21 protein-coding genes are annotated in these 24,170 nt (G+C 61.9%); 13 read left to right on the plus strand and 8 right to left on the minus strand.

What is annotated here, in order from left to right:
* Positions 1–5: 5 nt before the first annotated feature.
* From AB4048_RS01255 to AB4048_RS01270, 4 genes are all read left to right on the plus strand, one after another.
* Complete coding sequence (locus AB4048_RS01255) at positions 6–1,313, plus strand: BatD family protein (protein ID WP_442200083.1); 1,308 nt, start codon at positions 6–8, stop codon at positions 1,311–1,313.
* A gap of 123 nt (positions 1,314–1,436) precedes the next feature.
* Positions 1,437–2,423, plus strand: coding sequence for a formylglycine-generating enzyme family protein (locus AB4048_RS01260; RefSeq protein WP_442200084.1), 987 nt, complete (start codon positions 1,437–1,439; stop codon positions 2,421–2,423).
* Positions 2,424–2,450: 27 nt separating this feature from the next.
* The gene (locus AB4048_RS01265) at positions 2,451–3,464 is read left to right on the plus strand and encodes an HAD family hydrolase (RefSeq protein ID WP_442200085.1); all 1,014 of its coding nucleotides are present in this window, start codon (positions 2,451–2,453) and stop codon (positions 3,462–3,464) included.
* A gap of 48 nt (positions 3,465–3,512) precedes the next feature.
* On the plus strand, positions 3,513–4,319 hold the full coding sequence (locus tag AB4048_RS01270) for a transporter (protein ID WP_442200086.1): 807 nt from the start codon (positions 3,513–3,515) through the stop codon (positions 4,317–4,319).
* Positions 4,320–4,419: 100 nt separating this feature from the next.
* Here the strand turns inward: AB4048_RS01270 and AB4048_RS01275 are convergent, their stop codons facing one another.
* Complete coding sequence (locus AB4048_RS01275; RefSeq protein WP_442200087.1) at positions 4,420–5,205, minus strand: hypothetical protein; 786 nt, start codon at positions 5,203–5,205, stop codon at positions 4,420–4,422.
* Between the two features lie 329 nt (positions 5,206–5,534).
* Here AB4048_RS01275 and AB4048_RS01280 point away from each other — a divergent pair, with 329 nt between their 5' ends.
* Complete coding sequence (locus AB4048_RS01280; RefSeq protein WP_442200088.1) at positions 5,535–7,487, plus strand: elongation factor G; 1,953 nt, start codon at positions 5,535–5,537, stop codon at positions 7,485–7,487.
* Between the two features lie 52 nt (positions 7,488–7,539).
* On the opposite strand, the gene AB4048_RS01285 is transcribed toward AB4048_RS01280, so the two are convergent.
* Genes AB4048_RS01285 through AB4048_RS01295 form a run of 3 tightly spaced genes read right to left on the minus strand, consistent with a single transcriptional unit; the run spans position 7,540 to position 10,977 of the window.
* The gene (locus tag AB4048_RS01285; protein ID WP_442200089.1) at positions 7,540–9,150 is read right to left on the minus strand and encodes a 5-guanidino-2-oxopentanoate decarboxylase; all 1,611 of its coding nucleotides are present in this window, start codon (positions 9,148–9,150) and stop codon (positions 7,540–7,542) included.
* Entirely contained in the window at positions 9,147–10,337 is a 1,191-nt protein-coding gene (locus AB4048_RS01290; RefSeq protein WP_442200090.1) for a pyridoxal phosphate-dependent aminotransferase, read from the minus strand. Before AB4048_RS01290 ends, AB4048_RS01285 begins: the two co-directional genes overlap by 4 nt.
* A 19-nt stretch (positions 10,338–10,356) precedes the next feature.
* Complete coding sequence (locus AB4048_RS01295) at positions 10,357–10,977, minus strand: TetR family transcriptional regulator C-terminal domain-containing protein (protein ID WP_442200091.1); 621 nt, start codon at positions 10,975–10,977, stop codon at positions 10,357–10,359.
* Between the two features lie 311 nt (positions 10,978–11,288).
* Here AB4048_RS01295 and AB4048_RS01300 point away from each other — a divergent pair, with 311 nt between their 5' ends.
* The 5 genes from AB4048_RS01300 to AB4048_RS01320 all read left to right on the plus strand — a co-directional run bounded on the left by AB4048_RS01300 (position 11,289) and on the right by AB4048_RS01320 (position 15,748).
* Complete coding sequence (locus AB4048_RS01300) at positions 11,289–12,062, plus strand: ABC transporter ATP-binding protein (protein WP_442200092.1); 774 nt, start codon at positions 11,289–11,291, stop codon at positions 12,060–12,062.
* 33 nt (positions 12,063–12,095) lie between these two features.
* Complete coding sequence (locus AB4048_RS01305; RefSeq protein WP_442200093.1) at positions 12,096–12,875, plus strand: transporter substrate-binding domain-containing protein; 780 nt, start codon at positions 12,096–12,098, stop codon at positions 12,873–12,875.
* Between the two features lie 150 nt (positions 12,876–13,025).
* Positions 13,026–13,751 carry an ABC transporter permease gene (locus AB4048_RS01310; protein WP_442200094.1) on the plus strand — a complete coding sequence of 242 codons (726 nt, stop codon included), beginning with the start codon at positions 13,026–13,028 and terminating at the stop codon, positions 13,749–13,751.
* Between the two features lies 1 nt (position 13,752).
* Complete coding sequence (locus AB4048_RS01315; RefSeq protein ID WP_442200095.1) at positions 13,753–14,577, plus strand: ABC transporter permease; 825 nt, start codon at positions 13,753–13,755, stop codon at positions 14,575–14,577.
* 1 nt (position 14,578) lies between these two features.
* On the plus strand, positions 14,579–15,748 hold the full coding sequence (locus tag AB4048_RS01320) for a M20 aminoacylase family protein (RefSeq protein WP_442200096.1): 1,170 nt from the start codon (positions 14,579–14,581) through the stop codon (positions 15,746–15,748).
* A gap of 33 nt (positions 15,749–15,781) precedes the next feature.
* Here AB4048_RS01320 and AB4048_RS01325 read toward each other — a convergent pair whose 3' ends face one another.
* The 3 genes from AB4048_RS01325 to AB4048_RS01335 all read right to left on the minus strand — a co-directional run bounded on the left by AB4048_RS01325 (position 15,782) and on the right by AB4048_RS01335 (position 18,740).
* Positions 15,782–16,558 (minus strand): FadR/GntR family transcriptional regulator, encoded by a 777-nt coding sequence (locus AB4048_RS01325; protein ID WP_442200214.1) that lies wholly within the window; start codon positions 16,556–16,558, stop codon positions 15,782–15,784.
* Positions 16,559–16,716: 158 nt separating this feature from the next.
* Positions 16,717–17,709 (minus strand): sugar-binding protein, encoded by a 993-nt coding sequence (locus tag AB4048_RS01330; protein WP_442200097.1) that lies wholly within the window; start codon positions 17,707–17,709, stop codon positions 16,717–16,719.
* Between the two features lie 50 nt (positions 17,710–17,759).
* Positions 17,760–18,740, minus strand: a complete 981-nt coding sequence (locus AB4048_RS01335; protein ID WP_442200098.1) for an NAD-dependent epimerase/dehydratase family protein — start codon at positions 18,738–18,740, stop codon at positions 17,760–17,762.
* A 222-nt stretch (positions 18,741–18,962) separates the two neighbouring features.
* Here AB4048_RS01335 and AB4048_RS01340 point away from each other — a divergent pair, with 222 nt between their 5' ends.
* From AB4048_RS01340 to AB4048_RS01350, 3 genes are all read left to right on the plus strand, one after another.
* A complete protein-coding gene (locus tag AB4048_RS01340) occupies positions 18,963–19,724 on the plus strand; it encodes an ATP-binding cassette domain-containing protein (RefSeq protein ID WP_442200099.1) in 762 nt (253 codons plus the stop codon).
* Between the two features lie 43 nt (positions 19,725–19,767).
* Complete coding sequence (locus AB4048_RS01345) at positions 19,768–20,766, plus strand: ABC transporter permease (RefSeq protein ID WP_442200100.1); 999 nt, start codon at positions 19,768–19,770, stop codon at positions 20,764–20,766.
* Between the two features lie 132 nt (positions 20,767–20,898).
* Complete coding sequence (locus AB4048_RS01350; protein ID WP_442200101.1) at positions 20,899–21,951, plus strand: FecR family protein; 1,053 nt, start codon at positions 20,899–20,901, stop codon at positions 21,949–21,951.
* A 21-nt stretch (positions 21,952–21,972) separates the two neighbouring features.
* Here AB4048_RS01350 and AB4048_RS01355 read toward each other — a convergent pair whose 3' ends face one another.
* Entirely contained in the window at positions 21,973–24,141 is a 2,169-nt protein-coding gene (locus AB4048_RS01355) for a CHASE2 domain-containing protein (RefSeq protein WP_442200102.1), read from the minus strand.
* Between the last annotated feature and the right edge of the window lie 29 nt (positions 24,142–24,170).

The raw sequence follows: 24,170 nt of genomic DNA on the forward strand, positions 1-24,170 counted from the left end.
TATTGGTGGCGACGCTTGTTTCGATGTCAGCCTACGGGGTCGAGGCGGCGGGACCCTTCGCCCGCGCCGCGGTCGAAACCAAAGGAACCATTGTCCCGGGCCAGCAGATAGAGCTTTCGGTCGATGTTCTCGTACCGAATTTCTTCACGTCTCCCCCGCAGTTTCCGCTGATCGATATCGACAACGCCGTTGTCACCCTGCCCGACCAGCGCGCGCTCAATCTCAACGAAACCGTCGATGATGTCGAGTATTCCGGGATACGGAAGGTCTACGACGTCGTCCCGCAGACGGCAGGCAGCTTCACGCTGCCGGCGGTCTCCATTCCCTTGAGCTACCGGGACGACAACGGCCAGACGGTCGCGGCCACGGTCGCCATCCCGCCGATCTCCTTCCAGGTCGGCGCCAATCCAGCCAATGCGGATGGCGGCCCGGTCTTTGCCGCACAGAAAGTGGTCATCTCCCAAAGCTTCGACCGCAAGCCCGAGACCTTGAAATCAGGCGAGGCGCTGGTGCGCACGGTGACGATTTATGCCGGCAACACCCAGGCGATGATGATCCCCGCACCGGAATTTGCCGCCCCTGCCAGCGTGGAGGTTTATCGGGAAGCGCCGAGCCTTGCCGACAACGTCAAGGGCAGCGACGGCGGCACGGGTAGCAGCCGGACGGAGCGCGTAACCTACATCATCAACGAGACCGGAACCTTCCAACTGCCCTCCGTTTCGCTCGATTGGTACGACACGGCCACGCATCGCCTCGAGAAGGCGTCTGCGCCGGCGGTGACGGCGACAGTCGCCGCGGCTCCTTCGTCCGCGCAAACGATTGCTCCGCAGCTTGCGCCGGCTCGAAAGGAACCCGTTCGGTCGGTCGACTGGCGGATGATCACACTCACCGCCGTCGCCTTGATTGTTGCGGGCGCTCTGATCTATGCCCTCTTGCGGTTCGCCTGGCCGTCCGCGAAGGCCCACATCCATTCCTATGCCGAGCGCCGAGCACAATCCGAGCTGGCCTCATTCAAGCGCCTTGTGGCTGCCCTGGGGGGTGACGATGCTTGGACGGCTTACCGCGCGTTGGACGCCTGGACGAAACGGTGCGGATTTCGCTCGATCGCGGCGTGGGCTTCGACGATCCAGGACAGTCAGCTCCGTGCTCAGGTCGAGGCGTTGCAGCAAGCGCTGTTCGCAGATGGGCAGAGTGTTGCCATCCGCGTCGATTTCGCTGACCTTCGCCAGCGTATCAGGGCCGCCCGGCGGGGGCTCCTTTCACGACCGGCACGTGAAGGCGACCACAGCGCATTGCCGCGGCTCAACCCGTAGCTGGCTGCAATTTTGGCTGGCTATTGCCGAAGGACTGGCGGATTGTAACTGTTACGTACTTTGCTTTTCGGCCCGAGCGGTGATCATGTCACCCTGTGACCAATGCCTGGGAGATCTGGACGGATGACGTTGGCTTTGCAGACCGGAAAGCAGAAGCAAACGGGCGGCACAGGCAACGCCGCGCCCGTTGTAAGCGAACTCGTATGGATCCCGGGCCGCACCTTTACAATGGGCTCCGACCATCACTATCCGGAAGAAGCACCTGCCCATCCGGTTACCGTAGACGGGTTCTGGATCGAGGCCACGCTCGTCACCAACCGTCAGTTCGCAGCCTTCGTCAAGGCGACCGGCTATGTCACCTTTGCGGAAAAGGCACCCGACCCGAAGGACTATCCGGGAGCCTTGCCGCATATGTTGAAGGCAGGCTCACTCGTCTTCACGCCGCCGAAAGGCCCCCTCGTCGGATCCGATATCAGGCAGTGGTGGTCGTTCAAGTTCGGCGCCGACTGGCGTCATCCCTATGGCGGCCGTAGCGACATCAGAGGCAAGCTCGACCACCCTGTGGTTCATGTCGCCTATTGCGATGCCAAAGCCTATGCCGAATGGGCGGGCCGCGACCTGCCGACGGAAGCCGAATGGGAACTTGCCGCCAAAGGCGGGTTGGACGACGCCGAGTTCGCCTGGGGTGACGAGTTTACTCCCGACGGACAGCGCATGGCGAACACATGGGAAGGCATTTTTCCAACCCGAAACGACCGCAAGCCGGGTGCCGACCGCACGACCGCCGTCGGCTCCTATCCCGCCAACGGCTACGGCGCTCACGACATGATCGGCAATGTCTGGGAATGGACCTCTGACTACTGGTCGACGCGGCATCCTGAACCTGCTGCAAAGTCGTGCTGTATCCCGAAAAATCCACGCGGCGCGGATATCGAAGGGAGCTTCGATCCGAACGTGCCGGCGATCCGTATTGCGAGGCGCGTGCTTAAGGGCGGCTCCCACCTCTGCGCTCCCAACTATTGCCGCCGGTACCGGCCCGCCGCCCGCCATGCGGAGCCGGAAGATACCTCCACCAGCCACGTCGGCTTCCGTTGCGTCAAGCGCGCGTGAGATCAAGGGCGCAGGAGGCAAGGACCTATGACTGAGAATTCGGATGCTCGCGCGTTTCAGATAGGCACTGCCTTCCTCGCGTTTGTGATGCTTCTGCTCATCCCGTTCGCCGCCTTCGCACAGGAGGTGTTGCCGAGCTGGAACGAGGGCAAGGCGAAATCCGATATCCTCGCATTCGTCAAGACAGTCACGACCGAGGGCGGCGACGGCTATGTCGCGCCGGAAGACCGGATCGCCGTCTTCGACAATGACGGCACGTTGTGGTCCGAACAGCCCTTCTATTTCCAGCTCGGCTTTGCGATCGATCGGGTCAAGACGCTTGCTCCGAAGCATCCCGAATGGAAAAACAAGGAGCCCTTCAAATCGGTGCTCGCGGGCAATCTTGCCGGTGTCGCCAAATCGGGCGAAGCCGGCATCGTCGACCTCGTCATGGCGACCCACGCCGGCCAGACGACGGACGAATTTGAAAAGATCGTAACGGACTGGTTCGCAACAGCTCGGCACCCGAAGACCAACCGCCCCTACAAAGAGATGACCTTCCTGCCGATGCGCGAATTGTTGGATTATCTGCGGGCCAACGGCTTCAAGACCTATATCGTTTCCGGCGGCGGCATCGAATTCATGCGGCCCATGACGGAGAAGATGTACGGAATCCCACCGGAGCAGGTGATCGGCAGCAGCATTGTGACCAAATACCAACTGAACGGCGACGAGCCGGTTCTGATGCGCCAGCCGAAGGTGAATTTCGTCGACGATGGGCCAGGCAAGCCGGTGGGTATCAATCGCGGCATCGGGCGTCGACCTATCTTCGCCGCCGGCAATTCGGATGGGGACTACGAGATGCTGCGCTGGACGACTGCTGGCGCAGGCCCTCGCTTCGGGCTTATCGTCCACCATACGGACTCGGTCCGCGAATACGCCTATGATCGGAAATCCGCTTTCGGCAAACTCGACAAGGCGCTCGACGAGGCTCCGAAGCGCAACTGGCTGGTCGTGGACATGAAGAACGATTGGCGTAAGATTTATCCTTTCGATCAATAGGTGAACGCGAGCTATTGATCGAAGACGGAAAAATGCATCGAGGACATCATGCGAAACAGCCTGACCACGCTCGCAATTGCCGTCACGAGCCTTGCTGCCGCCCACGGCAACGCCTGGGGACAGGACAGCAGCGCCGATCTGGCAAAGAAGCTCTCCAACCCGGTGGCGTCTCTCATCAGCGTTCCCTTCCAATTCAACTACGACCGTGGCATCGGCCCTGATGACGGCGAGAGACTGACCGTCAATTTCCAGCCGGTCGTACCGATCTCGTTGAATGAGGATTGGAACGTCATTTCCCGCACAATCCTGCCGATCACGTGGCAGTCGGACATAGCCGGACCGTCCGGCGAGCAGTTCGGCCTCGGAGACATCACGCAGAGCTTCTTCTTTTCACCGAAGGAGCCGACGGCGAACGGTATCATTTGGGGTGTCGGCCCGGCCTTCTTGATACCGACGGCGACGGACAGTCTGCTCGGCGGCGGGAAATGGGGAGCCGGCCCGACCGTGGTCGTCCTCAGGCAGAGCGAAGGTTGGACGGTAGGCACGCTTGCCAATCATATCTGGTCGTTTGCCGGCCAGAGCGATCGCGAAGACATCAGTGCGACATTCCTCCAGCCCTTCGTCTCCTATACGACGCCCGATGCGTGGACCTTTACGCTCAACACCGAGAGCACCTACAACTGGGAAACAAGTGAATGGTCGGTGCCGGTGAACTTCACGGTCGGTAAGCTGGTGAAGTTCGGCAATCAGCCAGTCAGCTTGACGGCCGGCGTACGCTACTGGGCGGACAGCCCCGAGGGCGGGCCCTCCGGTTTCGGCGGCCGCTTCGTCGCCACGTTCCTCTTTCCGAAATAGCGTTACGGCAAACCGTTTCCACTTTTCCTGGGATCACTCCGGAAACGCGAAACGCCGGGACATGCCCGGCGCTCCACCAAAGCTCAAGATGCGACCGGCGCTAGAAATGTATGGCTAGCCCCAGGATCGGTCCCTGCTGAACGATATCCATGAGAAAGCCGTCGTTACTGTAGTCGACCCCGAGCGCGCGGTAGCCGGCAATGGCCGAGAACGTTTCGTTGAACTTGTAGCCGAGCCCTGCGCCGACGTCCCAGTCGAGATCGGCTCCGCCGGCCCCAATGAGACCCCATCCTGTTGTGAAGATATGCGGCGTGAAGAAATAGTTGCCACGGACGCCGACCAAGCCGTCGACCCAGGTGGCGCCGTCATCCCGGCTGACCCCGTCCAATACGCCGCCCGAAAACGAGATCCGCGTATTCGCCGACCAGAGCCGGGCGCCCGCGACCACGTCGAGATGGCCGTTAGGTTCGTCGATAATGGCATAGCCCGCTCCCAAGAGACCGGCGAAGGTCTTGGACGTCACCTCGACATTGTTTGTAAAGATACCCCGAGCCGTCGCATCGGCCGATAGCTTGGTGTAAATAATGTCACCGAAGAAACTGTAGCGCCCGTTGCGCGCTTCCGCGGTTGCCATGAATGCAAAATCGAGATTCGGCAGAATGTCGCTGAAGCTCTGATCCATGTGGACCGTCGGGAGCCCAAACAACCCGCTGTCGCCCGACAGGCCGGCCATCCAGAAATAGGGGGTGACGGTGAACTCCCAGCCGCTCTTGGTTTCCACCGGCTTTTGTTCCGTCACCATCGGCGTCATGTCGGCCGCCTGGACCGCCGTGCCCGTGCTCAGGATACCGCAGACGATCGCGGCATAGACGATACCGTTTTTCATGCTTGTCCCCACTCACAGCGTTCTCCGAAGCCCGTCTAGGAATCGAATTCGCCCATCCATTTTTTGTATTACGCAATCAGAATGCATCAAAGTTCTAAATTACCCATCAGTCCTATCGCCCGTCTCCTCGACGCCGACTGTCTCTTTTTTGAAACAGCGATGTCCGTTGGAGGCCGCGCGGAGCGCCTTGTAAGCGCGGGGCGATATCGCCAATTCGGCCCTATCCTTTTGGACAGCGACAAGAAAAAGCACTCGAGTCTGGCGCTTCGCCGCAGTTCAAGGCATTCTTGCCATGAATACGCGTACTCATGGCAGTGGGAGGAACGCCTATGCGCTGTTTTGCAGTACTTGGACCTTCGCAAACCGGAAAATCCACACTTGTGGCAAAGTTGGCGGCACTGGAGGGCACGGCCAGGAAGACGGTTTCGCCCTATGGGTCCGGACTGACCGAGTTCGAGTTCGGAAATGAGAGCTGGTGCGCGATAGACACGCCCGGCACCAACGAGGCCTTGGCGCAGGCACAGGATGCGCTCCTTGCGAGCGATGCTTGCATACTCTGCGTCTCGCCCGCGCCGGAGGAGGCAGTCCTTGCCGCCCCCTATCTGCGGGCGATCGAGGCTTCCGGGACGCCCTGCATCATCTTTATCAACCGAATGGACGAGCCGCGTGGACGGCTGAGGGACGTCATCGCCGCGTTTCAGGATTACACCAGCCACACCCTGCTGTTGCGGCAGGTTCCGATCCGCGAAGGCGACAAGATCGTCGGCAGCTGCGATCTGATTTCGGAGCGGGCATGGCGCTACCGCGAAGGCCAGCCCTCATCCTTGATCGCCCTCCCCGAAAACGAGATCGAGCGCGAACACGAGGCGCGCACAGAACTGCTCGAGCATTTGTCGGAATTCGACGATTGGTTGCTGGAACAGCTCATTGAAGACCGAGAGCCCGCCAGCGATGCAATTTATGCGATTTCCGCGCGCGTATTGAAGGAAAACCGGATCATTCCGGTCCTTTTCGGATCGGCGAGCCACAACAACGGCATGATGAGGCTCATGAAGGCGCTGCGGCACGAAGCGCCTGCCGTGGAGGCGCTGCGCGCACGACTTGCTGGCACCAAATTCGACGAGAACAAGCTCCTCGCCGTCAGCTTCCATGCCCATCACCGGCAGAACATCGGCAAGACCGTGATCATGCGCGCCCTCGGCGAAGGGCTCAAGCAGGGTGCTATGCTTGCCGGTTCCGGATTGGGAGCCGTCCAGGAGCCGGGCACCGGCCGTCCGCTTTCCGGCGCGGCCCAGGCCGGATACGTCTTTTCAGCAGTCAAATCCGATCATCTGCCGGCTCCCTCGGTTCTGACAGTAAATGCAGCCATGGCGCCGCCCGACTGGACGACGCCGCCCGCCCCGATGCTCGAGCGCATTCTGGTACCCGAGACCGAGCGCGACGAGACGAAGCTTTCGGCGACGCTTGCAAAACTCGTCGAGACGGATCGCGGGTTGAAGGTCATGCAGGAGGAAGGGACAGGCGCCCAGCTGGTTTGCGCCCAAGGTCCCGTGCACCTGCGCGACCTGCGCAAGACGCTTTCCGAGGTCTTCCATGTCGATGTCACCGACAAGTCACCGAGCCCGGTGTATCGGGAAACGATCTCCAAACCCTCCAACGTGCGCTATCGGCATCGCAAGCAGACCGGAGGTGCCGGCCAGTTCGCGGACGTGCAGTTGAGCGTTAAGCCGAACGAGCGCGGTGAAGGGTTCACTTTCGCCGAAACCGTCAAAGGTGGGACCGTTCCGCGCAACTACATACCGGCGGTGGAAGCGGGCGCCCGTGAGGCCATGGAGAAGGGGCCGCTGGGATTTCAGGTGATCGATGTCGACGTGACGTTGACGGATGGCCAATATCATGCGGTCGACAGCTCGGATTACGCATTCCGCGCGGCGGCGAAGATGGGGGTTCGCCAGGCACTCTCGCAGGCCTCGGCAGTGCTGATGCAGCCTGTCAGCAGGGTCGAAATCCATATTCCGTCGGTCTATTCCGGCGGGCTCGTGGCGATCGTTTCATCGCTGAAGGGGCAGGTTCTCGGCTTCGATCGGGACGAAACCGCGAAGGGATGGGACATTTTTCGCGCGCTTGTTCCGGGTAGCGCGCTCGACGAGCTCGCTCGCTCCCTGCGCTCGGCAACGCAGGGGATCGGGTATTTCACCAAGGCTTTCGATCATTTCGAGGAACTGTACGGCAAGGAGGCCGACGCCATCGTCAGCGCGCACGGCACTCCGGCCGCACCCTGACCATTCTTCGCGGCAACGAAGAATGGCCTTGGTCCAGGGTCGGATACGTCGGTCAGGCTGTCGCGCCTGCCGTCCGGGTTTGATGGATTTCGATCAGCGACGGGCCGTTTCGCGTATTTGCCTCGCGGAGCGCGCCGGCAAGTTCATCGACGCTCGCAAGCCGCCGCCCCGGCACGCCATAGGCCTGCGCCAGCAACAGGAAATCAGGAGCGGACGGCTTCACGCCTTCGGGCGTGACGCCGGTCTCGATCATGTAGTTCTCGATTTCCTGATAGCCGTCGTTATTCCAGACGAGGAAGATGACCTTGGTGCCGGAATCGGCAGCCGAGCCGATTTCCGATAGCGAGAACTGGAACCCACCATCGCCGACGAGGCAGATCACCGGCCGTTGAGGATCCGCGATCGCCGCGCCGATGGCTGACGGCGGGCCGTAGCCGAGTGCGCCGAAGCCGGTTGCGGCGTTGAACCAGCTTTTCGCGCGCGGCGCTTCGCAATAGAGGTTTCCGGCATAGACGGCCTGCGTGGAGTCGCCGACGATGATGCAATCCGGCAACGCGGCGTAGACCGCGTCCAGAACCGAGATCTCGACGCGCATCTTCGGCGTCAGCTCCGCAAGTGCCGCCTTACGCGCTGCCGCTGCCCGCTCCGCGCCATCGCGCGAAGGTGAACCTTCGGGAAGCACGTCAAGCAGGCCCGCCACGGCAGCCTTTGCCTCCGAAAGGATCGGCAGCACGGCGGGCACGCGTGCCAGCTGTGCCGCGTCGATATCGATGCGGATCAGCTGCGAAAGTTGAGGAAATCCGAAGTTCGCATTCATGTCGTAGTCGGTCTGGCCAAATTCGGTGCCGACCGCAACGACCAGGTCTGCGTCGGCGGCAAGCCGGCGGACCGCTTCGAGGCTGGGGCTCGCCGGTACGAGCAGCGGATGCCCGGCAAGCATGCCGCGGGCATTGGTGGTGGTGACGACGGGCGCGCCCAGTCGTTCGGCAAGGCGGCGGACCTCGTTCTCGGCGGCAATCGCCCCACCGCCGCAAAGGATGACCGGGCGAGACGCTGCCGCGCAAAGCGCAGCGGCTTGCCGCAGACTTGCGGCATCCGCGTTCGGACGCATCGCCTTTGCAGCACGCATGGCCGGCACGGAAATGCTGGCGCTCATGACATCCGTCGGGATCTCGATGTGCACCGGCCCCGGCCGGCCACTGAGAAGGACCGAAAATGCCTGTTCGACAACGGCCGGCAGATCATCGGGGTTGAGCAGCGTGTGCGAATAGAGAGCTACGGTCTTCATCATCCCGTGCTGATCCGGCAATTCGTGCAGCAGCCCGCGCCCATGGCCGAGCGAATCGCGGCGGTTGACGCCGGAGATGACGAGCATGGGTATGGAATCCTCGCGCGCCTGCCCCATCGCCGTGATCGTATTGGTCAGGCCCGGCCCGGTGATCACCAAAGCCACCCCCGGCTTGCCGGCGATACGAGCATAACCGTCGGCCATGAAGCCGGCGCCCTGTTCGTGGCGTGGCGTGATGTGGCGGATCGGCGACGCGGCAAGCCCTCGATAGAGCTCCACGGTATGAACGCCGGGAATGCCGAAGACGACCTCGACGCCGTTGGCCTCGAGCAACTCGACGAGCACCTCTCCGACGGTTTTCTTCACGGGGGTCATGCACGGCGCTCCTTGCGTGTGGAAATGCGGTCGGCCAGCGCCGTCACGCGCCGGCAGGCTTCGTCGATAGCCTCGTCGGGCACGGTCAGGCTGATGCGGATGAGATATCGCGCTTCGTCGCCGAACGAAGATCCGGGCATGACCGCTACCCCTTCCTCTTCGAGCAAGGCCCAGGCGAATTCTTCGCCGGTCAGACCCGTTCCACGCACGTCAAGCAGGATGAACATGCCCGCATCCGGCGGTATGGGCGCGACACCGTAGGCATCGGCCAGGCCCGAGACGATACGCTGCGCCCGGCTGCTGTAAGTCTCACGCATGCGGGCGGAGGTCTCGATCGGATTGCTGAGCGCATACGCCGTCATGTCGGCGATGAACGGCTGCACGCCGAAAAGCATCGTTTCGGATACGGCCAGAAGACGGTTGGTGAAATCGGCCGGCCCGACGGCCCAGCCGCTGCGGAATCCCGGTGCCGCATGCGACTTCGATATAGAGGAGACGACGATCGTGCGCTCCGCAAGAACTGGATTGTCGAAGGGAGACGCGAACGTCCCGTTGTACACCAGTTCCTCGTAGACCTCGTCACAGACGATCCAGAGGTCGTGTTTCAGGCAGACTTCGCCGATCGCCGCAATCTCCCGCGCCGTCAGGACGGCCCCGGTCGGATTGTGCGGTGTATTCAAGAGGACGACGCGGCTTTGCGGTGTGATCGCCCTTTCAAGGTCTTCCGCCTGCATGCGGAAGCCATGCTCCGCGCGCAGCGGCACCGTGATCTGCTCCGCACCGGTCGAGCGGATGACGCCTTCATATGTGGCGTAGAGGGGATCGCCGACGAGAACCGCGTCGCCCGCCTCGACGAGACCGAGCATCACGACGAATAGCGCGGTTTGCGTGCCAGGAAAGCAGAGCACATTGCCTGTTGTCACATCGGGCCGACGCTTGCAGTACTTTGCGGCCAATGCATCCAGCACGGCGGGCTCGCCGCGGCCGTTGGAATAGCGATAGCGGCCGGCGTTCATCGCGCGCTGGGCCTCCGCGATCAGGCTTGGATCGACCGGCATATCGGGCTCGCCGATCGTCAGCTCGATGATGTCGGCCCCTTCCTTCTTCATCTGCCGGGCGCGCAAGTGCAGCGCCCATTTGCCTGAGCCAAGATTGGCCAGGCGATCCGTGATTGATGCATAGCGCATGGCGCTCCCCCCTTACGTTTTATTCATTCGGTCCAAGCGACAGTCCCAGCAGCGACTCGGCTGAGGAAAGTGCAACTTCGACAAGTTCGGTTTCGTGAAACAGGTCACCTGCAAGGCAGCCCTCCAGCCAGAGGCCGTCGATCAAGCCGTTGATGGCGATGGCATGTCGCCGGCATTCTTCGTCGCGCGCATCGCGGCCATGCGATTTCAGGAAGACGCCGATCAGCCTTTGCAACTCGCTTCTAAAGCCGAGATAGCCTTCGCGGTGAATGGCCGCGAGCACGGGATCGACGCGCACCTGGCTGATGAACGAGGCCCAAAGCGACAAGCTGCGGCTATCGGCTATCGGCGCCGTGAGATTGCGCACGATGAACTCCCTGAGACGCACGCGCGCATCGCCTTCGACCGTCTCCGCGTTGGTCGCGAAGTTTGCCAGCACCTGCCGGTAGGCGGCGGCGATCATGTGGTCTTTCGATTCGAAATAGTGGCGGACGAGCCCTCCGGTGACGCCGGCACGCACGGCAATCTGCCGAACGGTTGCTCCCCGCAGTCCAAACTCGGCTATGCAATCCAGCGTCGCGTCGATCAGTTCTTGACGCCGCTCCGCCTCCGGCGCGCGATGAAATGAACGTCTTGTCATGAGGCATTCCGAGAGGACGAATGGGCGGCGGCAGCGCCTTGAAGGCGCGCAAGTGCGAGCAAAGGAGCAGTCGGCATATGGTGCGACCGAGCGGTCATGAACTACTCCTGTCCGGGAAATCCGTTCAAAAAGAAGGGGCTGCCAAAAAAGCGGCGACGAAGTTATTATACGCTTGAATAATACTGACACAAGTGCAACGATACCAATTATCGACAAAGCGATGGACCCAGAAGCCTCGCAGCGAAAAGAACAAGGGGAACGTCCTTCATGCGACAAGCAGGGGATATCCGTCGGCGCGGAGCAGTGCATTCATGACCGAGACGTCGCATGCCATTGCAGTCTCGGGACTGCGTAAGCGGTTTGGCCCGCTCGAGGTGCTCAAGGGTGTCTCGTTGACGGCCAAGGAAGGCGACGTCATCGCGATCATCGGCGGAAGCGGCTCCGGAAAGTCGACCTTTCTGCGTTGCATCAACATGCTTGAACTGCCGACCGCGGGCTCGGTCGCCGTCCACGGCGAAACCATCGGAATGAAGAGCGACGGCCGCGGTGGGTTGATGCCCGCCGACCGCAAACAGGTTCAACGCATCCGCAGCCAACTCGGCATGGTCTTCCAGAGCTTTAATCTCTGGCAGCATATGACGATCCTGCAGAACGTCATCGAAGCGCCCGTGCACGTGCTCGGAAAATCGAAGGCCGAGGCGACCGAGATCGCCGAAGCGCTCCTTCGCCGCGTCGGGCTCTTTGAGAAGCGCGACGCCTACCCCGCCTTCCTCTCGGGCGGCCAGCAGCAGCGTGCGGCGATTGCCCGCGCGCTTGCAATCCAGCCGCTGGTCATGCTCTTCGACGAGCCTACCTCGGCGCTCGACCCGGAACTGGTCGGCGAGGTGCTGAGCGTCATCGGCGATCTTGCCAAGGAAAAGCGCACCATGATCCTCGTGACCCACGAGATGAAGTTCGCGCGCAACGTCGCCAACCACATTGTGTTCCTGGCCGACGGTGTCATCGAGGAACAAGGCCCGCCGGAAGAGATTTTTGGAGCCCCGAAATCCGATCGCCTCAAGAGGTTCATCAGCTCCATTCACTGAATTCAAATGCTCCAGAGAAAAAAAGGGAACAGCATGAAGAAGACTTTGAAGACCCTAGCCATCGCAGCCACGCTCGGCGTCGCCTTCGCGACCGCCGCAGCTGCGGAAACCGTCAAGGTCGGCTTTGCAGCCGAGCCTTATCCGCCCTTCACCTCGCCTGATGCGAGCGGTGACTGGGTCGGCTGGGAAGTCGATTTCCAGAAGGCCGTCTGTGCCCAGGCAAAGCTCGACTGTGTTATCACGCCGGTTGCCTGGGACGGGATCATCCCTGCCCTCACCTCGAAGAAGATCGATATGATCATCGGCTCGATGTCGATCACCGAGGAGCGTCTGAAGACGATCGATTTCTCCGATAAATACTACAACACCCCGACCGGCATCGTCGGTCCCAAGGATGAGAAGTTCGACGCGTCACCTGAAGCCTTGGCCGGCAAGACGATCGGCGTTCAGGTCGCAACGGTTCACCAGGACTACGCCAAGAAGTATTTCGGCCCGAAGTCGACGATCAAGGAATACCAGACCCAGGACGAGGCCAACCAGGATCTCGCCGCCGGTCGCCTTGACGCCATCCAGGCGGACGCCATCGCGCTCGACGCCTTCCTGCAGAGCGAGCAGGGCAAGGAATGCTGCGAAGCCAAGGGTAACGTCGTGGATGACGAAGCGATCCTCGGCAAGGGCGTCGGCGTCGGCCTGCGCAAGGGCGATACGGCGCTGAAGGAAAAGATCAACGCCGCGATCAAGGCGATCCGCGCTGACGGCACCTACGACAAGATTTCGAAGAAGTACTTCAACTTCGACGTCTACGGTAACTGATAGTGGCAGACGACCGGCGGGCACACACCCGCCGGTTTCGCCTTTTGATCATAGAGCGGCGAGAACGCTTCTCCCCTCCAAGCTTTTGATTTAACGCGCATCTCTGACTGAAACCGCTTCGCACGTTTCGGGATGCGCTCCAGAGAGCCGATGACCGACGCCTCGACCTTCATCAACTGGAGCCTGCTTGCGCTCTCCCCGCCCGGCTGGGGCGGCGTGCTGCTCGCCGGCTTCGCCAACTCGTTGAAAATCGCGGTGGGCGGTTACGGCCTTGGCCTGCTGCTCGGCATCGGCGGCGCCTCCGGCAAGCTCTATGGCGGGCCGATCATGCGCGATCTGCTGGAGTGCTACACCACCATCGTGCGCGCCGTACCCGAACTGGTGCTCATCCTTTTGCTCTATTATGCCGGCACTGACGTCCTCAACCGGGCGTTCGAAGTCTTCGGCTTTGGCTCGGTGGACATCAGCGGCCTTGCCGCCGGCATCTTCGTCATCGGCGTCGTTCAAGGCGCCTATTCGACCGAAGTGCTGCGCGGCGCGATCAAAGCTATTCCCGCGGGACAGATCGAGGCGGCACGGGCCTTCGGCATGTCGCCGCTGAAGGTCATGCGCCGCATCACCATGCCGGCCATGCTGCCTTACGCTCTGCCGGGCCTTGCCAACCTGTGGCTGGTCGCGACCAAGGACACCGCGCTTCTGGCGGTCGTCGGCTTCAGCGAGCTGACGCTCGTGACACGGCAGGCCGCGGGCGCGACGAAGGCCTATTTCCTGTTCTTCTGCGCGGCCGGCGTGCTCTATCTGTTGCTGACGCTGGTTTCGAATTTCGTCATCAAGATCATCGAGCGCCGTGCGCGGCGCGGACTGGCGAGGGCCTGAGGTGACCGACGAAACCATCCACGCCATGGCCATCGAGCCGGACGACCTTCCGGATCGCGCCAGCTTGCTGCAGCCGCACCGGCTTGTGCTGATGGCCGTCTTCGCGGTTATCGTCGTCGCGGTTATCGTCTTCATGCGTTGGGACTGGTTGCCGCAATATCTGCCGCTGCTCGCCTGGGGTGTCGGCGTTACCTTGATGATGTTGTTCAGCACGGCGATATTGGGCTTCTTCTTGGCCGTGCCGCTCGGCCTTGTGCAAGTGACCGGCCCATGGCTGCTGAAGGCGCCGGCGCAGGTCTTCTGCACGATCATTCGCGGCACGCCGCTCTTGCTCCAGCTCTGGCTGCTCTACTACGGTCTTGGATCGCTTTTTCCGCAATATCCTGTCATTCGCCACTCCATCCTCTGGCCTTATCTGCGCGAGGCATGGCCCTATGGCGTTGCGGCGCTGACGTTATCGTTCGCCGCCTACGAAGGCGAAGTCATGCGCGGCGCCTTTGCCGGCGTGCCGGCCGGCGAACTGGAAGCAGCGCGCGCCTACGGCATGAGCCCATGGACGACGTTCCGGCGCATCTGGCTGCCACGCGCAATCCATCGCGCGTTGCCGACGCTGACCGGCGAGACCGTGTTGCAGCTGAAGGCCACGCCGCTCGTCGCGACGATCACCGTTATCGACGCCTATGCCGTCGTATCGAAGGTGCGCCAGGAGACCTACATCACCTATGAGCCGCTGCTGCTCCTGGCACTGATCTATCTCTGCCTGACCGGCCTTCTGGTCGTCGGCTTCCGCTATCTCGAAAACCGCATCCCCACCCGTGGAGCCTGACATGACCGTGCATTCCGCGTTCGCCAACTCGGCGCCCGAACTCGTCGCGATTCGCCGCGACCTTCACGCCCATCCCGAACTCGGCCTTGACGAGGTCCGCACATCCGATTTCGTCGCCAAGCATCTGAAGGAGCTTGGCTACACGGTGACCCGCGGCCTTGCGAAGACCGGCGTCGTGGCGACGCTGAAGAACGGGACCAGCAACCGTTCGATCGGCATCCGCGCCGACATGGACGCCCTACCGATCCTTGAGGAAACCGGCCTCGACTACGCCAGCAAGACACCGGGCCTGATGCATGCCTGCGGCCATGACGGGCACACCACGATGCTCCTCGGCGCCGCGAGAGCAATTGCCGAGCGTCGGAATTTCGACGGCACCGTCCACCTGATTTTTCAGCCCGCCGAGGAGAACTTCGGCGGCGCCAAGATCATGATGGATGATGGGCTGTTCGAGAAGTTTCCCTGCGACGCCGTCTTTGCACTTCACAACGAGCCCAACCTCCCCTTCGGCCAGTTCGCCCTCCGCGACGGTCCGATCATGGCGGCGGTGGACGAAGCCCGCATCACCGTCAACGGGCGTGGCGGGCACGGCGCCGAGCCGCAGGAAACGGCCGATCCGATCGTCTGCGGCGCAAGCATCATCATGGCCCTGCAGAGCATCGTCGCCCGCAACATCCATCCGATGGACCCGGCGGTCGTGACCGTCGGCGCGTTCCACAGCGGTTCCGCCAGCAACATCATTCCCGAGCGTGCCGAAATCGTCGTCGGCATTCGTTCCTTCGATCCGAAGGTTCGCGATGATCTGGAACAACGCATCACCATGATCGCCAAGAACCAGGCGGAAAGCTTCGGCATGACGGCCACCGTCGCATACGAACGCAGCTACGACGCCACCATCAACCACAAGGCGGAGACGGATTTCCTGCGCGACCTCGCGACGCGCTTTGCCGGGACGGAGAACGTCAAGGATCTCGAGCGCCCGTTCATGGGAAGCGAGGACTTCGCCTATATGCTGGCGGAACGCCCCGGCAGCTATTTCTTCCTCGGCAGCCGCGTGACCGGCGACGAAAAGCCACTTCATCACCCGGGCTTCAATTTCAACGACGACCTGCTGCCGATCGGGGCCGCGTTCTGGACCGAGCTTGCGGAAACTTACCTGTCCCGCGCCTGAGATAGAGTGACCCGGCCTTGCCGGCGCAGCGCCTCACGTCCGCCTGATGATCTCGTCCGTGTTCGCAAGGAGCTTGCGAACAGCTTGGCGCGCGGCATTGGGGCGTTGCAGGCGGATGCATCGCTCGATGTCGGAGTGGAGCTTTTGGGCGAATTCCTGGCTGGTGTGCCTGCGGGTCACGTGCAGGAAGAGGTGCTCCAGCGCAGACTCGATCGCCACCCCGAGCGGCACCAGGAGTTCATTGCCGGATGCCCTGAGAATGGCGACGTGAAAACGCGTATCGGCTTCGGTGCGCTGCTGAAACGACGCCGCCGATCCCATGTCGTTCAGCGCCCGGCTGATATCCCGCATCTGGTCGGCGTCGCGCCTGACGGCCGCAAGTGCCGCGGCCTCCGGCTCGATGATGTGACGGAATTCCTGCAGTGTCCTCAGAAACGCTTCGCGATCGGGCGATGCCGCATACCAGCTGAGTACGTCGCGATCGAGAAGGTTCCAGCGCTCCCTGGGTTCGACCCAACTTCCGACCTTTGGCCGGGATGCCAACAGGCTTTTAGCCATCAGCATCTTGGTTGCTTCCCGCACCGCCGAACGACTGACGTCGAAAGTCTGCGACCATTGCGCCTCGTTTGGCAGGATGGTGCCTGGAGGATAGTCGCCGCGCACGATGCGCAAGCCGATTTCGCTTGCGAGCGAAAGGTGCACGCTCGTGCCTGTCATTCGGGGAACGTCAGCCCGGCGCATGGCCGGTGGTCGGTCTGCCTTCTGCGTTTTTCGCGCAGCCGGAGGCTTTTTGGATTTTCGGTCCGACATCTGCTTCGCCTCGGCAATCTTCGGCTCGACGCGCGACATTGGCGCGATCGCAGAGTTGCAACGATCCCTCGCGGACAGTTCACTGGCCGCGCCGCATTCCTAGATTTTTGCTGCGAGGAGAGCGGCAAGCCGTTGGCCTGCCGCTCCCAGATGACAGGCTACTTCTGAATGCAGGTGTCGACAGTGTCCTTCGTGCATTCGTCAAGACCGGTGAAGACCGGATCTTCAACCGGCTTGCCAGCGATCAGGTCGAGCATGACGGTCGGTGCCTTGTAGCCCATTTCGAACGGCCGTTGGCCGACGAGCGCGGTCACAAGGCCGTCCTTCGCGATTGCGACTTCATCGCCGATCGTATCGGCTGCGCCGATGACGAAATCGTTCTTGCCGATGCGGTCAGCCAACGGCTTGAACAGATCACGGTAAGGCTGCGGCGCACCGAAGAGCGGCCAGCCGCCCATGATGCCGAAGGCGTCGAGCTTCGGATTGGCAGCGAGGATGTCGGTCATCGCCTGAACACCCTTGGCGCCGTCGTCATTGGTGAAGACCGGGCATCCGGCGACTTCCGTCCAGCCGCCCTCACCCTTCAACTCGGCGAGCCCTTCCTTGCCGGACAGAGCGTCACGCATACCTTGCGCGCGGCGCAGGATGTTGTCGGCGCCGGGGTTGCCTTCGATCGTGCAGATCGTACCGCCGCTAGGCTTGCCCTTCTTGATGTACTCGCCGATTTTCTTGCCCATCAGGTAGTTGTCGGTTCCCAGATAGGTCTTGCGCAGCGCCGAGTCTTCCTTGGCAAGGTCGGCGTCGACAGTCATGATCGGGATCGACGGGTTGGCCGTCTTCAGCGTCTGGGCAATCAGCTTGGCGTTGGACGGGGAAATGGCCATGGCCACCGTTTCGGCCTTGCCGAGCAAATCCTGAACGATCTGTGCTTCGCCGGCTTCGTCCGAAGTGGACGCCGGACCGGTGTAGAAGCACTCATACTCGGAACTGGCGTTTTCCTTGTTCCATTTTTCGCAGCCCTGGTGGATCGCCTCGAAGAACGGGTTGTCTAGGCCCTTTACGACGATAACCAGCTGCTTCTTGGCGGCGAACGCCTCTCCTGAACCGAGCGCCAAGACCGCTGTCGCGGCGAGCAATAATGCCTTCCTCATAGTTTCCTCCCATTAGATACAAACGGACACGGTCGTGTCCGCCACTCAAATCAACCCGGATACCAGACGATGCGAGGGTCACTTTCTGGACGCTCGTATTGCCAGGCCGAGTCGATAAGCCTTTCGAGATCGTATTGCGGTTGCCAATCCAGCAGATATTTTGCCTTGCTGTTGTCCATCCAATTGGAGTGGTAGCTGCTGGGAATGTCGGTGGAACCGAGACCGCGGGTGCGTGCGAGATAGGCGGCGACTTCTCCGTAATCGACCGGCCGATCCATGCAGATGTTGAAAAGCTGGCGCGTGGCGCGCGGATTGTCGAGCGCGGCCAGAATTGCCGATGCCAGATCGTCGACATGAACGAAGTTGCGTTTCAGCGGGCGCTGATCCGCATCGAGCAGGAGCGGGACGGTGCCCTCCGCTGCGTAGCGCCTGGCGTCAGCTTCGGGAACGAGCGTCTTCCAGACGGGACCGCCGAAGACGTCGTCTCCAAACGACAGCGTATATTTGAAATCATCCTTCTCCATGATCCACGGCGCGCGCAGACAGACCGTATCGATGCCGTACTGGATGCCGAACTGCTCAAGCACCACCTCTTCAAGCACCTTCGACAGCGCATAGCTGCCCGGATAGGCCTGGTGCCGGGTTTGCTCGGTTATTGGCCCGTCGTGGCGATAGAAGAAATGCCCGATCCCCGCGTCGCCGCCGATCAGGATGAACCGTCGCGCACTGGCGCTGGCGCGAAACGCTTCGAGCAGCCAGAAAAGACCCTTCACCGTGACGTCCATGACGTCTTCGGGTGTTTCCTTGCAGGTGGCGAGATGAACGACGTGCGTGACGCCGGCAAGTGCTGCGTCCGCAACATCGCGATCTGCGATGGAGCCGCGCACTACCTCAAGCCGTTCGCTCCCAGGAAGCACGCGATTATGACAAAGCGCACGGATCCGCGCTTCGCCAAACCGCGAATCGGCAAGTAGCCGCGCAATGAAATGCCGTCCGACCTTTCCGGTCGCGCCGGTGACGAGGATCAGCATGCTCTTCCCCCCAAGAGCGGTTGTCCAAGTATGAAAGCCTGTGGGTATTTGTCCTACAAAACAGATATTATCATATTTTTCTAATTTTGACAGTCAATTGATTGACGCTTTCATTTCGTTTTGCGTAAATGCTCTCAATTGCCGGGCTGGGGGGAGAAATCGGCCGGGCGACATGCGCAAGGACTTCAATCGCTCCTGTCGGGGCGGTGGTGGTTCTAGCGGTTGCGGGAGGCTAGACGACGGGTGCCGGTTCTCGAACTCACCAACATATCCAAGCATTTCGGCGCCATCCAGGCGGTCAACGACGTTTCTATCTCGATTGATGCCGGCCAAGTGGTCGGCCTGATGGGCGATAATGGCGCCGGCAAATCGACGCTGGTCAAAATGATCGCCGGCAATTTCCGGCCGAGCCACGGGACGATGCGCCTGGACGGAAAGGAAATCGTCCTTCACCGGCCCGTCGAAGCCAGGCAGCACGGCATCGAGATCGTCCACCAGGACCTGGCGCTCTGCAATAATCTGACCGCGGCTGCGAACGTCTTTCTCGGGCGCGAATTGCGCCGTTGGCTCGGCCCCGTCGGCATCCTCGACCACAAAACCATGTACCGGCGCGCCGGCGAACTGTTCAAGGAGCTGAAGTCGGAGACGCGTCCGCGCGATCTGGTGAAGCAGATGTCCGGCGGCCAGCGGCAGGCGGTAGCGATTGCGCGCACCATGCTTTCGGAAGCGAAGATCGTGCTGATGGACGAACCGACGGCGGCGATCTCGGTTCGCCAGGTCGCGGAGGTGCTGAACCTTATCAGGGAATTGCGCGACCGCGGGATCGCGGTGGTGCTGATCAGCCACCGCATGCCGGACGTCTTTACCGTCGCCGACCGCGTGATCGTCATGCGGCGCGGCCGGAAGGTCGCCGACAAGGATATCGCGGCGAGTTCGCCGGAAGAAGTGACAGGACTTATCACCGGAGCCATCGAGCAGGTATGACCGCTCGATTGAGACAGGTTTCGGTAAGAAACGAAGGTCGATAATGGCGATTACACTGGATCGGACAATCGAACAGAAGCAGCACAGCTGGCTGAGCACTGTATTCGGCAGCCAGACCTTCTGGGTGCTGATCGCCGTGCTCCTCGCCTGCCTGTTCTTGAGTTTTGCAACGGATTCCTTCGCGACCGCCAAGAACCTCTATAACATCACGCGCAACGTCACCTTCGTCGCGATCATCGCGCTCGGCATGACGCTGGTGATCATCACCGGGGGCATAGACCTCTCGGTCGGCTCGGTGCTTTGTCTTTGCAGCATGATCCTGGCCGTCGTCATGCATGCCGGTTACAGCATCGAGGTGGGCATCGCCGCTTCCATTGGCACGGCGCTGGTGGTTGGCGCCTTCAACGGGCTGCTGATCGCCTATCTGAATTTTCCGCCCTTCGTGGTGACGCTCGGCATGCTCTCGATCGCCCGCAGCCTGGCGATGGTCGCCTCCAACAACACGGTCGTCTTCCAATTCGGGCCGGATCACGACAAGCTTCTGGCCCTTGGGGGCGGCGCCTGGCTGTTCGGCATCGCCAACCCGGTGATCTACATGATCGCGCTGGCGCTTCTGACGGGCTTTGTACTGCGCTGGACGAAGTTCGGGCGCTATGTCTTCGCCATCGGCGGCAACGAACACGCAGCGACGCTGACGGGTGTTCCCGTGCGCGCGATCAAGGTCGTAGTCTATATGATATCGGCCCTTTCGGCCGGTGTTGCCGGCATCATCCAGACAGGTTGGCTCGGTGCCGTCACCACCAATATCGGTGCCGGCATGGAGCTGCAGGTTATCGCCGCCGCCGTTATCGGTGGCGCAAACCTTGCCGGCGGCGTCGGCACGGCCTTCGGAGCCATCATCGGCGCGGCGCTGATCGAGGTGATCCGCAACAGCCTTGGCTTGCTCGGCATCAACGCCTTCTGGCAAGGCGCATTCATCGGCGGCGCGATCGTGCTCGCTGTCCTCTTCGACCGGCTGCGCAATTTGCGCCAGTCAGAATAGCTGCGTACGAAATCCCAAGTGAGCCGGCTGCGGTAGCTAGGCGGCTTCTTGACTAGTCGTATGAGTACGCAAATTGGATAATGCGACACCCTTCCTATCCCATGGTAAAACCATGATAATTAGGAGGGCGATATGTTGTTTTCGCGTGGTGCAACTATCGCCGCGCTGGGTGCCACGCTCTTTTGTCCAGTGCTGGGGTATGCCGCCGAGCAAGTCGGCGAAGCCACCAACATCCGGACCGAGGTCACCGGGGCAGCCGGTTCGATGGGCGTCAACGATCCCGTCCATCGGGACGAGCGAATAAAAACATCCATGTCCGGACTGGGACAGTTCCAATTTCGGGACGGCACCAAGCTTGCCGTCGGATGGGGCTCGTCGGTCACGATCGACAAGTTCGTCTTCGATGACCAAGACACCGTCAAGAAGCTGACGATCAAGGCCGCGAAGGGAACGTTTCGCTGGATCAGCGGCAGTTCTAATTCGTCCGCCTATCAGATCCTGACGCCGGCGGGCACGATAGGCGTGCGCGGCACGGCTTTCGACTTCTTCGTCGACCGTGACGGAACGACAGCGGTCGTCTTGCTCAACGGGGCGGCCCAGTTCTGCGGTCCTGGCGGTTGCCGGCAACTGAGGAAAGCGTGCGACTGCGTGGTGGCAAAGCCCAATGGCCGCATGACGCAAACCGCTCGTGTCAGCCGCGACATCTTCAAGACCCTGGGGAATGCGCGCGCCCTGCCCTTTCTTTCCGGCGATCAGTCGCTGACAGGGCGGCTAGGCTATGTCGCGGCAAGCCGCTGCGGGTTGTCGATGAACACGGCGCCTACCCGCACGTCGCCGGGGATCCAGTCGCCCCGTGACGCGCCGCAAAGCCCGCAGGCACCTAGCCCGCAGTCGACGCCGGCCGCAGCCGCAGCACCTGCCGCGCCCGCTGCCGCCGCAGCACCTGCTGCCGCGGCACCACGGAGCACGCCAAGCGATCCTGGAACACCGAGCCCACCCAGCGATCCGGGGACGCCGAGCCCTCCAAGTGATCCGGGGCCGGACTGCGACGACAACGGTCATGATCACGCTCACGATCATCATCATGGACGTGGCGGGTGGGGCCACGGCGATCGCGGCGACGGCGACGGAGGTGACAGCGGCGGTGGTGACGGCGGCCGTGGGCATGGGGGTCACCATCGCTAGAAGCAGGCCCCGCCGCTTTGCTTATTCCGCGACGCGTGTGGCCTCGACCGGGTCGTCCGCGAAATCATCGGCCCGCCGAGAAATCCGTCCGTAGAAATCCTCAAGCTGCGACGTTATTTCGAAGCCCAAACTTCTTGCCGCGCCAATGAGCTTTCGGCGCGCCTGAGATCGCATCCGCAACGCCTGGACCAGCAGTGTATGAATCTGCTTCAGTTCGATGAACTGGGGCGATGACGCGAGGCGTGCGTCACCTGCTACGGCAAAGAGCTTGGTCCGCATGCTCTTTCCCTTGAGGGCGAGAGCGCCTGCCTCCAGGATCGCGTAGCCTGGCAGCTGCTGCATCGTGCTTTCCGAGACGAGGACATCGAAGTTCACATCCTTGCAGGCGGATTCGATGCGCGCCGCGATGTTGACGGCGTCGCCAACCGCTGAGTAGTTGAAGCGCGCCTCAGCGCCCATATTGCCAACACAGGCAATCCCGGTGTGGATGCCGATCCCAATGCGAACTTCGCGGTCACCGCCGAAACCGAAAGCATCTCTGGCATTCAGCTCCGCCATCGTTTCGCGCATGGCAAGCCCCGCCTTCACGGCTTTTTCGGCATGATCGGCGACGTCGACGGGAGCGTTCCAGAACGCCATGATGGAATCCCCGATAAACTTGTCGAGGGTGCCCTCATTGGCGATGACGTGGCGACTCAGTGCATCGAGGAGCGTATTCAAGAATCGGACCACCTCCGTCGGCGTCAGCTTTTCGCTGATCTCGGTGAAGCTGCGCACATCGACGAACATTACGGTGAGCTCGCGGTCGTCACCCCCAAGACGCAGCGCGTCGCGGGTATGCTCGATGCGATAAAGCAGCGACGGCGATAGGTAGTGGCCGAAGGCGCGGCGCACCTCGCGCCGCTCCCTGTCCGTGACTAGGAAGCGGAAAGCGGTCGCCGCAAAATGCGTGATGGATGCCGCGACGATGGGCGCCAGGGGATCGAAGAGGAGCCCGCCATAGAAGAATGCCGCCCAGGACGCCGCAAGTCCAAGGCCGGTGATCATCAGGCCACAGGCAAGTGCGACCGCTGGATTGACGAAAGTGGTGAGCAGCACGAGAAGCGTGCCCGCGGCCGCGATCGAAAATATTTCCAGCCCGTTTGCCCAATCCGGCCGGGATAGGAAGCGGCCGGACAAGATCTGCTCGACGATCTGTGCGTGGATCGATACGCCGGGCACGTTCTGGCCGAGCGCCGTGGTGCGGATATCCTGCAGGCCCGCCGCCGACGTGCCGATGAAGACGATGCTCCCTTCGATGGCGGCCTTTGTCTCGGCTGAAGCGCCACCGGCCGCCAGAACCTTCCGAGCCGAAACGTACCGCTCGGCCCTGTCAGGGTCTAGATAGAGCCACAGCGCGCCGGACCCCGTGACCGGCACGACGAAATCGCCGATCTTGACCATCGTCATGGTATTGGGCGCGTCGGGAGCGCCGGCAATGACATAGGTGGATGCGCCCTGTGCGATGCGAAGCGCCTCAAGGGCAAGGCTTGGATAAAGCTGTTCACCGTCGGTGAGAAAAAGCGGCACGGCGCGAACGACGGAAGACGGGTCGCCGGGATTGAGACTGATGTGCCCGATGCCGGCGGCATTTGCCTCGAGTTGGGGCCTGAGCGGCGTTGCCGCCTTCAGGAGCGGCGGCGCGTTGACCGGACTTTCGCCGGTATAGGCGATGCCGGCTTTGACAGGCGGGCGGTATGAGCCTTCGTTGGAGAGGCCGACGCCGAGGACCACGGGTCTGCCTTCGATCGATTTGGCGAAGATTTCGTCGTTATCAGGAAGTCGCTCCAGCACCGAGCGGTCGACACCCCCGATGTCGCGAACGACCGAGCGCGGCGACAGGCGATCGGGCTCCGCAAACAGAATGTCGAAGGCGATCGCCGCCGCCCCCATGTCCACGAGATTGCCGACCAGAGCGGCGAGCCTGTCTCGCGGCCAAGGCCACTGGCCGAGTTCCAGCAACGACGCTTCGTCGATATCGACGACCCGGACCGGCATGCTGACGTATTTGCGCGGCGCGATGCGCTGATACTGGTCGAAGGTCGCCTCGCGCGCTGCTCTCAGCACATCCGGGTCCCTCGCGCGCAGGGATGTGAGCGCCGCGACGATCGCGAGGCCAAGCAGGACGCCAATCAGCTGCGCGCGTGTCATGCTGCGGTTGAGCCCTCCTTGCGGCTATG

The organism is Rhizobium sp. RAF56, assembly GCF_052113965.1.
GTDB lineage: Bacteria > Pseudomonadota > Alphaproteobacteria > Rhizobiales > Rhizobiaceae > Rhizobium.